Annotated in this window: 10 protein-coding genes and 2 pseudogenes; 10 read left to right on the top strand and 2 right to left on the bottom strand. The window is 69.8% G+C overall.

All coding sequences use genetic code 11. The features are described 5' to 3' along the window. Positions 1-45: 45 nt before the first annotated feature. Positions 46-2043, bottom strand: a complete 1998-nt coding sequence (locus tag VS93_RS00910; protein ID WP_046468106.1) for an alpha-1,4-glucan--maltose-1-phosphate maltosyltransferase — start codon at positions 2041-2043, stop codon at positions 46-48. A gap of 516 nt (positions 2044-2559) precedes the next feature. Between VS93_RS00910 and glgP the strand changes: the two are divergent. The 8 genes and pseudogenes from glgP (at position 2560) to VS93_RS00870 (ending at position 12335) form a co-directional block, all read left to right on the top strand. Continuing rightward, positions 2560-5194, top strand: a pseudogene (glgP, locus tag VS93_RS00905) (alpha-glucan family phosphorylase). A gap of 159 nt (positions 5195-5353) precedes the next feature. After that, positions 5354-6142 (top strand): enoyl-CoA hydratase/isomerase family protein, encoded by a 789-nt coding sequence (locus VS93_RS00900; RefSeq protein ID WP_046468105.1) that lies wholly within the window; start codon positions 5354-5356, stop codon positions 6140-6142. Between the two features lie 10 nt (positions 6143-6152). Next, positions 6153-6697, top strand: a pseudogene (locus tag VS93_RS00895) (YbaK/EbsC family protein). A gap of 367 nt (positions 6698-7064) precedes the next feature. Then, positions 7065-8066: a serine/threonine-protein kinase gene (locus VS93_RS27505; RefSeq protein ID WP_046468147.1), complete on the top strand. Its 1002-nt coding sequence runs from the start codon at positions 7065-7067 to the stop codon at positions 8064-8066. A gap of 72 nt (positions 8067-8138) precedes the next feature. After that, entirely contained in the window at positions 8139-9047 is a 909-nt protein-coding gene (locus VS93_RS27500; protein ID WP_082126524.1) for a hypothetical protein, read from the top strand. Positions 9048-9294: 247 nt separating this feature from the next. Further along, entirely contained in the window at positions 9295-10074 is a 780-nt protein-coding gene (locus VS93_RS00880) for an electron transfer flavoprotein subunit beta/FixA family protein (protein WP_046468104.1), read from the top strand. Positions 10075-10105: 31 nt separating this feature from the next. Beyond that, a complete protein-coding gene (locus tag VS93_RS00875) occupies positions 10106-11050 on the top strand; it encodes an electron transfer flavoprotein subunit alpha/FixB family protein (protein WP_046468103.1) in 945 nt (314 codons plus the stop codon). Between the two features lie 115 nt (positions 11051-11165). Beyond that, entirely contained in the window at positions 11166-12335 is a 1170-nt protein-coding gene (locus tag VS93_RS00870; RefSeq protein ID WP_046468102.1) for a cysteine desulfurase family protein, read from the top strand. Between the two features lie 10 nt (positions 12336-12345). Here the strand turns inward: VS93_RS00870 and VS93_RS00865 are convergent, their stop codons facing one another. Beyond that, positions 12346-13506, bottom strand: coding sequence for a DUF695 domain-containing protein (locus VS93_RS00865; protein WP_046468101.1), 1161 nt, complete (start codon positions 13504-13506; stop codon positions 12346-12348). Between the two features lie 109 nt (positions 13507-13615). Between VS93_RS00865 and mnmA the strand changes: the two genes are divergently transcribed. Together mnmA and VS93_RS00855 are read left to right on the top strand one after the other, a co-directional pair. Next, positions 13616-14701: a tRNA 2-thiouridine(34) synthase MnmA gene (gene mnmA / locus VS93_RS00860; RefSeq protein WP_046468100.1), complete on the top strand. Its 1086-nt coding sequence runs from the start codon at positions 13616-13618 to the stop codon at positions 14699-14701. 97 nt (positions 14702-14798) lie between these two features. After that, a complete protein-coding gene (locus VS93_RS00855) occupies positions 14799-15311 on the top strand; it encodes a DedA family protein (RefSeq protein WP_046468099.1) in 513 nt (170 codons plus the stop codon). Positions 15312-15389 lie beyond the last annotated feature (78 nt).

Genomic DNA, 15389 nt, shown 5'->3' with positions numbered 1-15389 from the left:
TGGCGTTCCAGTGCGTTCCGCCGGAGATCCCCATTCGCGGCCCGGCTACGGGGCCGATCCGGCAAAAGTGACTGTGAATACGTGCGCGGTCTGGGAAGCCGGGTCAAGGCGGACATAGTTCGCCTCTCCCCAGCTATAGGATTCGCCCGACAATTGGTCCGTCGCGGTGAACGTGTCGTCGGAAGAGAGCCCGAGAGCGGGCATGTCCAGCCGCACCGTTGCCTCGTGTGTGCGGTGCGGATCGAGGTTGACGACGGCCAGGATGATGTCGTCGTCCCCCCGGGCCCCTGCTCCGGCCAGGTACTTGGAGAAACAGATCAGCTCTGGCTGATCCACATGGTGGAACCGCAGGTTGCGCAGTTCCTGCAGTGCAGGGTGCTTTCGTCGGAGAAAGTTTAACCTGCGAAGTAGCGGTGTGATTGTCATTTCGGACGCTTCGGCCGCGTCCCAGTCCCGTGGCTTGTATTGGTATTTCTCGGAGTCGAGATACTCTTCGCTCCCCGGAGCTACCGCGGTATTCTCACAGAGCTCGTACCCGGAATAAACTCCCCACGTCGGTGAGAGCAGGGAGGCGAGCACCGCCCGGATCTCAAAAGCGGGCCTGCCGCCGTTCTGCAGATAAGCGGTGAGGATGTCGGGCGTGTTGACGAAGAGATTCGGCCGCAGGTAGGCGGACGATTCCTCGCTGAGCTCCCTCAGGTAGGACTCGATCTCCTTCTTGGTGTTGCGCCAGGTGAAATAGGTGTAGGACTGGTGGAAGCCGATTTTCGCCAGCGTTTTCAGCATCGCCGGGCGGGTGAAGGCCTCGGAGAGGAACAGGACGTCCGGGTCGGTCTCGGCGATCTCGCCGAGCAGCCGCTCCCAGAAGGCCACCGGTTTCGTGTGTGGGTTGTCCACGCGGAAGATGCGCACGCCGTGCGACATCCAGTACCGCACGGTCCGCAGCACCTCGGCGTAGATGCCCTCAGGGTCGGTGTCGAAGTCCAGGGGGTAGATGTCCTGGTACTTCTTCGGCGGGTTCTCGGCATGCGCGATCGAGCCGTCGGCACGGATGCGGAACCATTCCGGGTGCTCGCGTACCCAAGGGTGGTCCGGTGAGCACTGCAGCGCCAGATCCAGCGCGATCTCCAACCCGTGGCCGCGCGCTTCGGCGACGAAGTCGTCGAAGTCGCCGATATCGCCGAGATCGGGGTGGATCGCGTCGTGGCCGCCGTCGGGTGAGCCGATCGCCCAGACCGAGCCAGGGCCGGCGGTCGCCGGGTCGGCGAGCCGGGTGTGCGGGGTGTTGTTGGGCCCCTTGCGGAAGGAGTGGCCGATCGGGTGGATCGGCGGCAGATAGACGACGTCGAATCCCATGTCGGCGATCGCGGGCAGCCGCTTGGCGGCGGTGGCGAAGGTGCCCGATCGCCGCCGGCCGTCGGCGCCGTCGAGGACCGCCCCTTCGGAGCGGGGGAAGAACTCGTACCACGAACCGACCAGCGCCCGTCTGCGGTGCACCATGACGGGAAACCGCTTGGAGCGCGTGAGCAGCTCGCGGATCGGCGACTCCGAGAGCCGGTCGACGACCTCCGGGGCGGTGGCGAGGGTCAGCCGCCCGGCGGCCGTCAGGGAGGTGTCGCGCAGTCCGGCGGCGACCCGCGCCAGGTCCGGGCGGCTGGGCACCCGGCGCGCGGCGCGCTCGAACAGCCGCGCCCCCTCCTCGAGCATCAACTCGGTGTCCTGTCCCAACGGGACTTTGATCTCCGCGCTGCGCCGCCAGTCCGCGAAGGGGTCGGCCCACGCCTCGATGGTGAACGTCCAGCGGCCCTCACGGGGGAGGGCGACGTCGGTGCCGTAACGATCGCTGCCGGGCGCGACCTCACGCATTTCCTGGTGCCCGTACCGGCGGCCGTCGGGGTCGTAGAGGACGACCCCGGCGCTGGGGGATCCGTGCCCTTCGCGGAGCACGGTCGCCCGAACGGGGAAGGTCTCGCCGACGGCGGCTTTGGCCGTGCCGCAGTCGAGAGCGGGATACACGTCGAGAATGGGAAGGCGTCCGATCACAGCTGCACCGTAAAATCGTGTTCCGAGCGGTTCGGAGATTTGCGTTTTGGTTGCCCAACAGAAAGCAAAGAGATTGCAAAGAGACCCGTCGAAAAGCGGAGCCGGGGAGCTCCGCCGTCCGGTTCCGGTGTGTTCCAATATCTATCCTCGATGCCGATTGGCCGCTCGCCGACGGCACACGGTGATCTATTTTTGTGATTGTCGTCACACAGTCAGCGCTTCCATATTGCCTGGTCATCGGGTATCGATTCGGTTAAATCGGACAAATCAGGCGCCGGTTGCGCGAGGGTTCGCACCGAGGGTTTCAGGTGGATGAAGTTCAAATAAATCAGGAGGAGTGTGCCGTCCCTGCTGTAAATTCAGGGAAACCGAAAGCCGTGAAGCGAGTGTCTTCGCCGTTTCCGACGGCGCCGGAGGGGCGGCCCCGGGTCGGGAGTAAAGCCGGTCCCGGCGGATGCGGGATTTTCGGTGTGCCGGGGTCGCGCATTCCCGGGAGTTTGACTAGCCTCACCATCCGTGAAGGCGATCCGTACGTTCACCGTCCGTACCGTCCTGCCCCAAGAACTCGCGCCGCTGGGATCCCTAGCGGCCAATCTCCGATGGGCGTGGCACACTCCGACCCGCGAGGTGTTCGCCGCGATCGACCCCGGCATCTGGGAGGTCGTCGGCCACGACCCCTACCGCATGCTCGGGGAGGTCACCAGCGAGCGTTTCGCCGAACTCGCCGCTGACGCGGGGTTCCGCGCCAGGCTGCACGAAGCGGCCGCCGATCTGGAGGGCTACCTCACCGGGCCGCGCTGGTACCAGGAGCTGCTCGAAGGGGGCGATGGCGCGGGCGCGTCCCCGCCCTCGGCCGTCGCCTACTTCTCCGCCGAGTACGGGTTGACGGCCGCCCTGCCCCAGTACTCGGGCGGGCTCGGGATCCTGGCCGGCGACCACCTGAAGAGCGCCAGCGACCTAGGGGTCCCGCTGATCGGCGTGGGGCTGCTCTACCGGCACGGCTACTTCTGCCAGAGCCTCTCCCCCGAGGCTGGCAGATGGAGCACTACCCCGAGATCGACCCGAGCGGGCTCCCCATGACCCAACTGCGCGACACCGCCGACGATCCCGTCCGCATCACCATCGGCCTGCCGGGCGGGACGCCCCTCGTCGCACACATCTGGGTGGTCCGGGTGGGCCGGATCCCGCTACTGCTGCTCGACGCCTGTCACCAGGCCAACGATCCCGAGCTGCGCAGTGTCACCGACCGGCTCTACGGCGGCGGGTCCGAGCACCGGCTGCGCCAGGAACTGCTCCTCGCGTCGGCGGAGTCCGGGCGGTGCGGGCCCACTGCGAGCTGACCGGTCACCCGGAGCCCGAGGTCTTCCATATGAACGAGGGGCACGCGGGCTTCCTCGGCCTGGAGCGCGTACGCGAGTACATGAAGAGCGGAGCCCTGACGTTCGACCAGGCGCTGGAGGCGACCCGGGCGGGGACCGTCTTCACAACGCACACCCCCGTATCAGCCGGGATCGACCGGTTCCCGCGCGAGCTCGTCGAACGGCACTTCGCGAAGGAATCCCCGGTCGAGGGGCTGCCTCTGGACCGCGTGCTGCAGCTCGGGGTCGAGGACTACGCGGGCGGCGATCCCGCCGTGTTCAACATGGCCGTCATGGGCATGCGGTTGGCGCAGCGCGTCAACGGGGTGAGCAGCCTGCACGGTGCGGTCAGTCGGGGGATGTTCCAAGGCCTGTGGCCGGGCTTCGACACCGCGGAGGTGCCGATCACCTCCGTCACCAATGGCGTGCACGCGCGCACCTGGGTCGCTGAGGAGGCGCAGGACCTGGCCCAGCGCATCGTGCCCGACTCCGCCGAGTTCACCCGCCCCGAGGGCTGGCGCAAGATCACCGGTGCCTCTGAGGCCGAGCTCTGGGAGATGCGGCGTATCCTGCGGGAGCGGCTGGTCATCACCGCCCGCGCGCGGCTGCGCGACTCCTGGCGGCAGAGGGGCGCCAGCGAAGCCGAACTCGGCTGGATCGACGATGTCCTCGATGCCGACGTCCTCACGGTCGGGTTCGCCCGCAGGGTCCCTTCCTACAAGCGGCTCACCCTGATGCTGCGCGACCGCGCCAGGCTGAAGGCGATGCTCACCGATCCAGAGCGCCCGCTGCAGATCGTCATCGCAGGCAAGGCGCATCCGGCCGATGAGGGCGGCAAGCGCCTCATCCAGGAGATCGTGCGCTTCACCGACGATCCGGAGGTGCGCCACCGCATCGTCTTCCTGCCCGACTACGACATGGCACTGGCCCGTTCCCTGGTGCAGGGCTGTGATGTGTGGCTGAACAATCCGCTCCGCCCGCTGGAAGCCTGCGGCACCTCCGGGATGAAGTCCGCGCTGAACGGCGGGCTCAACCTGTCCATCCGGGACGGCTGGTGGGAGGAGTGGTTCGACGGCTCCAACGGCTGGGCCATCCCCACCGCCGAGGAGGTGGGCGATCCCGACCGCCGCGATGCGCTGGAGGCGACCGCGCTCCACGACATGTTCGAGGAGCAGGTCATCCCCCTCTTCTACGACCAGGACGAGCGCGGCCTGCCCAAGCGCTGGCTGGAGATGGTCAAGCACACACTGGTCTCGCTCGGTCCGAAGGTCCTGGCGACCCGGATGGTGCAGGACTACGTGGCCCGCCTCTACCAAGGGGCGGCCGATTCCTCCCGGCTGCTCACCGGCGACGGCATGGCCGGCGCGCGCGAGCTCACGGCGTGGAAGCAGCGAGTCCGCCGGTCCTGGAACGACGTGCGCATCGAGCACGTCGAGGTGGGGGGCGTCGAGGACCCGCCGCAGGTCGGCGGCGAACTGGAGGTGCTGGCCACCGTCTCCCTGGGCGACCTCGATCCCAAGGATGTCTGCGTGCACGCCGCGGTCGGCAGGGTCGCCCCCTCCGAGCATCTGGTGGATCCGGCCTTCGTGGGGCTCGTCGCGGTCGGCGGCGCCGGGAGCGACGGTGCGCCGGCCCGTTACTCGGGCACGATCCCGCTGGAGCGCGCCGGCTCCTGCGGCTACACGGTGCGGGTCATGCCCAAGCACCCGCTCCTCGCCGATCCCGCTGAGATGGGCCTCCTCGCCCTTCCCGACCCGCCGGGGGGAATGGGCGACGGGGTCGTGCTGCGCTAGGGACCCGCACCCGGACCGGAACCGGTCGGGGCCGCCGCGGCTCCGGCGCCTGCGGCCCGCGTACCTACCGCCGCCGCGGTGACGCGTCGCGGCCGGCGGTGTGGAATGGTTTGCCATGGTTCAGGCTGTGATCCGGTATGGCTGAAAGGTGTGTGGCCCGTGGGTGAGTTCGTTCGTGTGGAGTCTGATCCGAAGAACCCGGCCGTCGCGGTGATCCGGCTGGACCGGCCGAAGATGAACGCGCTGGACGCGCAGATGCAGCGGGAGATCGGCGCCGCTGCGGCGCGGGTGGCCGAGGACGGCTCGGTGCGTGCGGTGGTCCTCTACGGTGGCGAGAAGGTGTTCGCGGCAGGGGCCGACGTCAAGGAGATGGCGGAGATGGGCTACGCCGAGATGTCGGCGCACTCGCGGACACTGCAGGACGCGTTCACCGCGGTGGCGCGGATTCCCCAACCGGTCATCGCCGCCATCACCGGCTACGCTCTGGGTGGTGGCTGCGAACTGGCGCTGTGCGCCGATTTCCGGGTGGCGGCCGACGACGCGAAGCTCGGCCAGCCGGAGATCCTGCTGGGGGTCATCCCCGGCGCCGGCGGGACGCAGCGGCTTCCGCGCCTGGTCGGACCGGCCCGGGCCAAGGACATGATCTACACCGGGCGGATGGTCCCGGCCGAGGAGGCGCTGCGGATCGGGCTGGTCGACGACGCCGTTCCGGCCGCGGAGGTGTACTCCACGGCTGCCGCCATGGCGGCGCGCTACGCTGATGGGCCCGCGATCGCCCTGCGCGCCGCCAAGCAGGCGATCGACTCCGGGCTGGAAACCGACCTCGACACCGGTCTGGAGGTCGAGCGGCTGCAGTTCGCCGGTCTCTTCGCCACCGAGGACCAGAAGGCGGGCATGCGTACCTTCGTGGAGAAGGGGCCCGGTCAGGCGCGGTTCTCCGGCCGTTAGGAGAGATGCGATGTGGGGACTGGAACCGCGGCCCGTCACCAGCGGCGACGACCTGCTCGCCGCTCCGGTGGCGGCCGCGGTCGAGGGCGGGAAGAGCGGCATTCCGGCCGCGGAGCTGATCGTCGCCGAGATCGACCCGGCGCACGCCGACACCGCGGCCCTGGGGGAGGCCTATGGCGTTCCCACGGAGCGTCGGTGAACTGCGTGGTGGTCGCGGCCAAGCGGGGCGGCCAGGTGCGCATGGCGGCCTGCCTGGTGCGGGCTTCGGCGCGGGCCGATGTCAACGGGGTCGTGCGCAGGCGCATGGGAGCGCGCAAGGCGTCGTTCGCGCGCCAGGACGAGGTGGTCGAGGCCACCGGGATGGAGTACGGCGGCATCACCCCTATCGGTCTTCCCGGCGACTGGCCGATTCTGGTCGACTCCGCCGTGCTCGAATGTCCTCACGCGGTGATCGGCAGTGGGGTGCGCCGTTCCAAGCTGATCGTTCCGGGCGCGGCCCTGGCCGACCTGCCGGGGGCGGAGGTCATCGAGGGGCTGGGCGTGCCCGTTGAGTGACCGCTCGACCCGCGGGTCGCCCGCATCCGGGGAGGGCTCTTCCCGGGTTTCCGGGGATCTCCCCGGGCGTGCCGGTGGCGGATACTCGGATCCTCATTTCGAGAGGCCGAATTCGGAACTGTGGACCCCGAGTCTCCGTCATAATCGAGAGATCGCCGGATTGGTCGCACCTCGCCCGAAACGGCATGGTTTCGTTTCCCGGGCCTCCGGGGGCAGGCGGCGTGCCGGATGGCCTTCCCGCCCGGATCGGAGGACCGGGTGCGGTGCGAGGCGACCACCGGCTCTTTAACCGTCACAGGTGCCCGAACGCCCCCGGCCGATAGGCTGGACGCGGTGGTTATGCGGGGTTTGAGGGGATGAGTTCGCTATGGCAATGACGGCAGGTTTCTCCGAGGGCGAGGAGCTGCCGGCCCGCATAGGTCCGTACCTGATCCGTCGCAGTATCGGACAGGGCGGAATGGGGGTTGTGTACCAAGGCGTGGACCCTCGGCAGGACCAGTTGGTCGCGATCAAGGTACTCAAGCCCGAGGTGGCCGGCGACAACATCGCCCGGGCCCGACTGCACCGCGAGGTCGAGACCATGCGTCGGGTGCACAGCCGGAACGTCGCCGAGGTCATCGACGCTGACACCAGCGCCGAGCGCCCCTGGGTCGTCACCGAGTACATTCCCGGCCCCACGCTGGACGCCACGGTCACCGATCACGGTCCCCTGCGTGGACGGGCCCTGAGCCGGTTCGTCACCGGCCTGGCCCAGGCGATCGACGACATCCATGCGGCCGAGGTCATCCACCGCGACCTCAAGCCCGGGAACGTCATCATCTCCAACGGAGAGCCCATCGTCATCGACTTCGGCATCGCCCACGCGGTCGACGGCGCGAAACTCACCCAGACCGGCACGTTCGTCGGCACCCCCAGTTACCTCTCGCCGGAGGTCATCGAGGGCACCGACCTCGGTCCCGCCACCGACGTCCATGCCTGGGGCGGCACGGTGGCCTTCGCCGCCACCGGCAATCCTCCCTACGGGGCGGGATCGTTCGAGGTCATCTTCTTCCGCATCCTCAACGGCGAGGTCAACCTGGAGGGCATGCCCGAGGAGCTGCAGCCCTTGGTGCGACGCGCTGTGGCGCGCGACATGGCGCCCCGCCCGACGGCCGCGCAGCTCGTCGCCGAGGCCGGCCGCCTCAACCTCGACCTGCCCTGGAGCGAGGACCTCTCGCAGTACGAGGCCTCGGGACTGACCGGGAACCACACGATGCAGGGCGCGACACCAGACCCCGGCCCCCAGGGCGGGGGAGGCGGTGCGTTCGGCGCCATGGCCGCGGGCGCCGCCGGGGCCGGGCGGCCGGAGCCGCCGCGGGCGCCGCCATAGTCCTACCGCCGCGATGAGGAGGACAGGGAGGCGGCCGCCGGATCCGGGGCCGCGCCGGAGAGCGACCACACCGTGGTCGCCGGCCCCGACGGGTCGGACCAGGCGGACCAGACCATGGTGGCGCCGCCGCAGGACCCGCAGGCCACCAGCATGATGGGGGCGCAGGCACCCGAGGATCCGCTGGAGCCGCGCACCCAGTACTTCAACTCGACACTGCGTCCGGAGGAGTTCCGGGACATCCTCACCCCGGTCGGGCGGAATTCCGGCAGCAGCCGCACGTCGACGTTCCCGGCCCAGGAGCGCGAGGAGAGGGCGGGCTTCCTCGACCGATTCAAGCGCGGCGGCGGCGACCGGATCAGCGACTATTGGGGCCGCCGCGAGGAGGACACCGGCTACGGCGGTTACTACGACGAGGCGGAGCCGCGCCGGCTTCCCCCGCTGTTCCTGGTGCCGGTGCTGCTGGTGGTGGCCGGCCTCTGCCTGGTCGTCCCGATGATCGGGGCGGTGGTCGGTGTACTGGCCGCGGGCATCACAGGGGCGCTCGACACCGTCAAGAGCGAGCACGCCCGGCGGTTGCAGACCCGTGGTCCGCGCAATTCCGACCACATGGTCATCGCGTTGAGTATGCCTTGGGCCGTGGTGCGCAACCTCGGCGTCACGCTGTTCTACGGGTTGGGGTACCTGCTGGCCGGCATCGTCCTCGGGCTGGTGGTCGGATTCGCCACCGACAGGACGACGCCCAACGATGTGGGCGCCTTCGCGCTCTTCACCGTTGTGATCCTGAGCTTCCTCGGCCCCAACGGCCGGGGTGCGCGGCGCCAGGCCCGGTGGATGGTCGAGAACATCACCATCCGCAATGATTACGTCTACTGGGGAGTCATGATCGGGGCCGTACTCCTGGCCCTGTTCTTCCTCTCGCTGGGGTACACCGCCATTCCCGCGTGGAATCCGATACAGGGGCCCTCCGGGTGGTTCTCGTAAGGGTGCCGCGTGGCTAGGTGAATCTTGCCTCAATCGATGATCGCGCCCGGCGTTTACCCTTGTGCTACTAGTCAGTAACATCGGGGGTGAGTCGCAGACTGATCAGGCGGGACGGCGTGACGTGAACGTCTGCCCCGCTGCCGGGCGACCATCGGGCGTCCGGCATCCTTAGGGACACCGACGCGTCAGGCGTCCGCGCCCTCCGACGGGACGGCGCATGGGAGTGCAGGGAGGTTGGCCACCGGCCATGAATATTGTCGTTTTGGTCAAGCAGGTCCCGGATACGGCGACCGAGCGGAAACTCTCGTCGGATGACAAGACGCTGGACCGCGCGGCGTCCGATGGCGTCATCAACGAGCTCGACGAGTACGCGATCGAGGAGGCCCTCCTCCTCAGGGAGAAGCACGGCGGCGAGGTCACCGTTCTGACGATGGGACCGGACCAGGCCACGGACTCGATCCGCAAGGCGCTGTCCATGGGAGCCGACAAGGCCGTGCACGTCAACGATGAGGCGCTGCACGGCAGCGACGCTCTCCAGACCGCCTACGCGCTCTCCCGGGCGCTGGGCAGGATGGAGTTCGACCTGGTCGTCCTGGGCTCGGAGTCCACGGACGCGCGCACCGGTGTCGTCGGCGCCGCCCTGGCCGAGTACCTCGAACTGCCCCAGCTCACCCTCGCCGGCAAGGTCGATATCGAGGGCCGGGCCATCAAGGTCCAGCGCCTCACCGACTACGGCTACGACGTCGTCGAGGCGCAGCTGCCGGCCGTGGTCTCCGTGGTCGAGAAGATCAACGAGCCGCGCTACCCCTCGTTCAAGCTCATCATGCAGGCGAAGAAGAAGCCGGTCGAGAAGCTGACGATCGCTGACGCCGAGATCGACGCGGCCAAGGTCGGCCTCGCCAACGCGACGACCGAGACCGTGGACTTCGCTCCGGCTCCGCCGCGTGCCGCGGGCACCATCGTCAAGGACGAGGGCGACGGCGGCACCAAGGTCGCCGACTTCCTCGCCGAGAAGAAGTTCGTGTAGGTCCGGCGGAGACGAAAGAAGGATTACGGATATGGCTGAGGTCCTCGTCCTCGTCGACCACGTCGACGGAGAGATCAAGAAGGTCACCACCGAACTGCTCACCGCCGCTCGCCGCATCGGCGAGCCCGCGGCCGTGTGGGTCGGTGAGGGGGCGGAATCGGGCAAGGCGAGACTGGCCGAGTTCGGTGCCGAGAAGGTGTACGTGGCCCCGGCGGAGCTGAACGACTACGTCGTCGCGCCGAAGGCGGAACTGCTGGCCAAGCTGGCCAACGACGCGTCGGCCGCCGCGATCCTGGTCTCGGCCACCCCCGAGAACAAGGAGGTCGCCGGCCGGACCGCTGTCAAGCTGGGCTCCGGCGTGCTGACCGATGTCGTCGACGTCGACGCCGAGATCGTCACCGAGCACAGCGTCTTCGGCGGCAGCACCATCACCCACGCCAAGGTGACGGCGGGGATCCCGGTCGTCGCGGTCCGGCCGAACTCCGTTGCGCCGGAGGCCGCGCAGGGGGCGGCGGTGGAGGAGGAGGTCTCCGTCGAGCTCTCCGACGCCGCCAAGGGCGCCAAGGTCACCGAGCGCGTGGTGCAGGAGAAGGGCGCACGACCGGAGCTCGCCGAGGCCGCGATCGTGGTCTCCGGCGGCCGCGGTGTCGGCTCCGACGACTTCTCCGTGGTGGAGGGTTTGGCCGACGCGCTCGGCGCCGCCGTCGGCGCCTCGCGTGCGGCGGTAGACTCGGGCTGGTACCCCAACCAGTTCCAGGTCGGTCAGACCGGTAAGACGGTCAGCCCGAACCTCTACATCGCGCTCGGCATCTCCGGTGCGATCCAGCACCGGGCGGGCATGCAGACCTCGAAGAACATCGTCGCGGTCAACAAGGACCCCGAGGCGCCGATCTTCGAGCTCGCCGACTTCGGTGTCATCGGCGACCTGCACAAGGTCGCCCCGCAGCTGACGGAGGAGATCGGCAGGCGGAAGTAGCCGGCTCCTGACGGCCGTCCCAGCGGCCCCGGGACGCCCGGGGCCGCTCTCGCTTCCGTGGGCCGGGTACCGCGCGGAGCGGAGCCCGGACGGCCCGCCGTATCCTGAACACACCATGGTGTACCTGGATCATGCCGCCACGACGTCCGTCCGGCCCGAGGTTATCGCGGACATGACGGAGGAGTTCGGCCGCCTCGGCAACGCCTCATCGCTGCATGGAGCGGGGCGCCGCGCCCGCAGGGCGGTCGAGGAGTCCCGCGAGAGCATCGGGGAGGCGCTCGGCGCGGCACCGAGCGAGGTGGTCTTCACCAGCGGCGGCACCGAGGCCGACAATCTCGCGGTCAAGGGCCTGTACTGGGCGCGCAACCAGGCCGACCCCGCGCGGCGCCGGATCCTGCTGAGCGCGGTGGAGCACCATGCGGTGCTCGACCCCGCGCACTGGATGGCCGACCGCCAGGGGGCCGTCTACGAGGAACTCCCGGTCGACGAGATCGGCCGGGTACACCCCGAGACGCTGCGTGCCGCGATCGAGCGCGACCCGACCGATGTCGCACTGGTCTCCGTCATGTGGGCGAACAACGAGGTCGGCACGGTCCAGCCGGTGGCCGAGCTCGCCGCGATCGCCCGCGAGCACGGCATCCCCTTCCACACCGACGCCGTGCAGGCGGTGGGCGCCGAGCCGGTGGACTTCGCCGCCAGCGGCGCCACGGCGCTCACCCTTACCGGGCACAAGATCGGCGGCCCGGTGGGTGCGGGGGCGCTGCTGCTGTCACGGGGCGTCGACCCGGTCCCGCTCCTGCACGGTGGCGGGCAGGAGCGCGAGGTCCGCTCGGGAACGCTCATGACGCCGCTGCTGCGCGGCTTCGCCACCGCGGTCCGGCTGGCCGCGGAGGAGCGGGCCTCCCATACGGCCCGGCTCGCCGAACTCCGCGACGAACTGGTCGCCACCGTCCGCAAGGCGGTCCCCGACATCACGCTCAACGGCCACCCCGTTGACCGGTTGCCGGGCAACGCCCACATCTCCTTCCCCGGGTGCGAGGGCGACGCCCTGCTGATGCTGCTCGACGCCGGCGGGATCGAGTGCTCCACGGGGTCGGCCTGCTCTGCCGGCGTCGCGCAGCCCAGTCACGTGCTGCTCGCCATGGGGGCCTCGGCCGAGACCGCGCGCAGCTCCCTGCGCTTCTCGCTCGGCCACGGCTCGGACCGCGGGGATGTCGCGGCGCTGGGTGGCGCCATTGGGCCCGCGGTCGAGCGCGCCCGGGCCGCGTGGAACAAGCGCCGGTAACGGCGTCCGGCTACCCTAGCTGGCGCTTGAGGGGCTTTCTGATCTGGTTGATCGTCAGCCATTCGGGGTCGAGAGCGCTGCGGATCTGGGTGCGCCCCTCCGGCCATTCGCGGAGGGCCGCCTCAAGCCCGGGCAGCACACCGGAATCCGGGTCGATATAGAAGTGCAGCTGGCGCTGGCCGGCGACCGTCTGCTGGGCCAGAAGCGCGCCGTTGTCTCCGAGGAGCTTGCGCAGGCGGGCGCCGAAGGTCTCCAACGCGTCGGCCGACGACCCGCTGGGAAGCTTGTCCTCGCCGCTGTTGGCGTAGCCCACTGTGACCTGGACATAGAGCGTCAGTGCCGGGAAGTCGCGGCGGTGCAGCGGATGGCGGACCGCGATCTCCAGGCTGCCGCGCAGCGGGATGCGGCCCTGCAAGGTCACCCATCCTCCGCCGACGAGGGCGTCGGCGAGCTGCCGCACGACGGAGGGCATCGACGCCGGCGGCAACGGGTCCAGCGGCTTCTCCACCAGCGGCTCGACGTCGGAGATCCAGCGAACGCAGTCGTCCTCGCCGAGAGCGAGCATCACCACGTGGTCGGCGACACCGGCCTGGACCTCTTTGGGGAGGAACATGAAATCGGGGTGGTAGACCCCGGCCTCTACCTTGCCCTGCTGCTGGTCCACCCGCATCGAGACCGTGCAGTGCGACAGGTCGAGCTCGTGCTCGTCCCAGGCGAGCTGCTTCGTGAGCTTTTCGTGGTCAGCGGGGTGAGCCGGGTGGAACCGCCAGTCGGCCTCCTCGGGGGCGGTCCGCATCCAGCGCTCGGCCAGAATACGGGCGGAGTCGTCGGGGCCGCCGCTGAGCGTCAGCGTGTAGGAGGGGCCTTCGTCCGCGGGGGAGGAGGCGTCGTCCAGTTTCGACATCTGGGCCAGCAGGTCGCCTGCGTCGGCGTCATCGGGCAGGTCCAGGTCGCCGAGGGCGGGGCGCGGGGCGGCGGAGACCTCCCATCTGAGTTCGGGGTGGATGCGCCTCACCAGTTCGGTGATCCGAGCCGCGGCCTCTTCCGGTACCGGGGTGTTGGTGTCGACCGACGACGCGAGGACGTCGCGGACACGGGGCCAGTGGGACCAGAACTCGTCCACGGCGACAGCGGAGTCGGGCGCGGATCGGCGACGACGGAACAGTGCCATAATCCGATTTTCGCAGAGTCCGGGGAGTACCGTGCCACGTCGGCGCGGCTCTTCGCGGGGATGCGGACCGGTGGGAGCAGCCCGTGCCACCGCATAGTCTGGGACCGTTATGAGTTTGCGTGTACTCGCCGCCATGTCCGGCGGCGTCGATTCCGCGGTGGCGGCGGCCCGCGCCGCCGAGGCCGGCCACGACGTCACCGGCGTGCACCTTGCCCTGTCGAAGAATCCGCAGTCCTACCGCACGGGGGCGCGGGGGTGCTGCACTGTCGAGGACTCCCGCGACGCGCGCCGCGCGGCGGACGTGATCGGCATCCCGTTCTACGTGTGGGACATGGCCGAGGAGTTCGACCGCGACGTCGTGCAGGATTTCGTCTCCGAGTACGCGGCCGGCCGCACGCCCAACCCCTGCCTGCGCTGCAACGAGAAGATCAAGTTCGAAGCGGTGCTGGACCGTGCGGTGGCGCTCGGCTTCGACGCGGTGTGCACCGGCCACCACGTCCGGCTGGCCGATGGCCGGCTGCGCCGCAGTGTCGACGCGGCCAAGGACCAGTCCTACGTGCTGGGCGTGCTCACCAGGGAGCAGATCGCGCACACCGTGTTCCCCCTGGGCCACAGCACCAAGGAGGAGGTGCGGGCGGAGGCCGAGCGGCGCGGGCTCGCGGTCGCGGACAAGCCCGACAGCCACGACATCTGCTTCATCGCCGACGGCGACACCGCCGGGTTCCTGAACGAGCGCCTGGGCAGCGAACCCGGACCGATCAAGGACGAGTCCGGCGAGGTGCTGGGCACGCACAACGGAGCGCACACCTACACCGTCGGTCAGCGCAAGGGGCTGAACCTCGGCGGTGCCCCCGAGCGGCGCTACGTGCTCTCCATCGAACCGGTGGCCAACACGGTGACGGTGGGCCCGCGCGAGTCGCTGCAGGTCGACGAGATCATCGGCCGGCGGCCGGTGTGGAGCGGCTGCGACCCGGTCACGGAGCCGATCGCCTGCACGGTCCAGTTGCGCGCGCACGGCGAGGTGTACACCTGCCGCGCCTGGCAGCGCGACGACGAGCTGGTGGTCCGGCTGGAGCAGCCGGCCACGGGCGTCGCCGCGGGGCAGGCGGCCGTGCTCTACGAGGGGGACACCGTCCTGGGGTCGGCCACGATCACCTCGACGTCCCGCAGCGCCGAAGCAGCCGCGGCCTTCTGAGCCGCGCCGCATCCCCGCCCGGCCGCCCACGGTGAACGCTCCGGGTTAGGTTAGGCTTATCACCGTCATCGGGTCGGTGGGCGGTTGGGAGAGCGCGATGCAGTACGGCTTCCTGGAGGGGCAGTCCTTCCTGGTGGTGTATTCCACGCTCTTCGGGATCGTCTTTCTCCGGACGCAGGCCACCTACTGGATCGGCCGCGGAGTAGGGGCCGGGCTGGAGCGGTCCCGCTACGCCGAACGCCTCGGCGAGCGGCTGCGGCGCGCCCAGAAGCTGATCAACAGGTTCGGCCCGCCGGCGGTCACCGTCTCCTATGTGACCTGGGGCGTGCAGACCGCCGTCCATTTCGCCGCGGGGGCCATGCGCATGCACTTCGTGCGCTACCTGGTCGCGATGCTCCCCGGCTGCGCGCTGTGGGCCGCCATCTACAGCCTGGGGGGAATGGCCGTCCTCGGCGTCTGGTGGAACCTGTTCGTCCACTCGCCGTGCGTGGCCGTCGCGGCGGCGGTGCTGCTCGCCGCCCTGACCGCGGGGGGTGTTTACCTGAACCGCCGCAAGAGCGCCGCCGGTCGCGGCGCCGGCGGCGAATCGGTGGCCGGCCCCATGCCGTGACCGGGACGCTGATCGCCCCGGGCGCGGCGCTCTCGCAGGGCCATCGGTGACGCGCCGCCGGCCCCGCTGCGGGCGGGT

The organism is Allosalinactinospora lopnorensis (genome assembly GCF_000981225.1).
In the GTDB taxonomy this organism is placed as follows: Bacteria; Actinomycetota; Actinomycetes; order Streptosporangiales; family Streptosporangiaceae; genus Allosalinactinospora; species Allosalinactinospora lopnorensis.
Note: the sequence above shows the minus strand (reverse complement) of the source record. Positions and strands in the feature narration are given on the sequence as shown.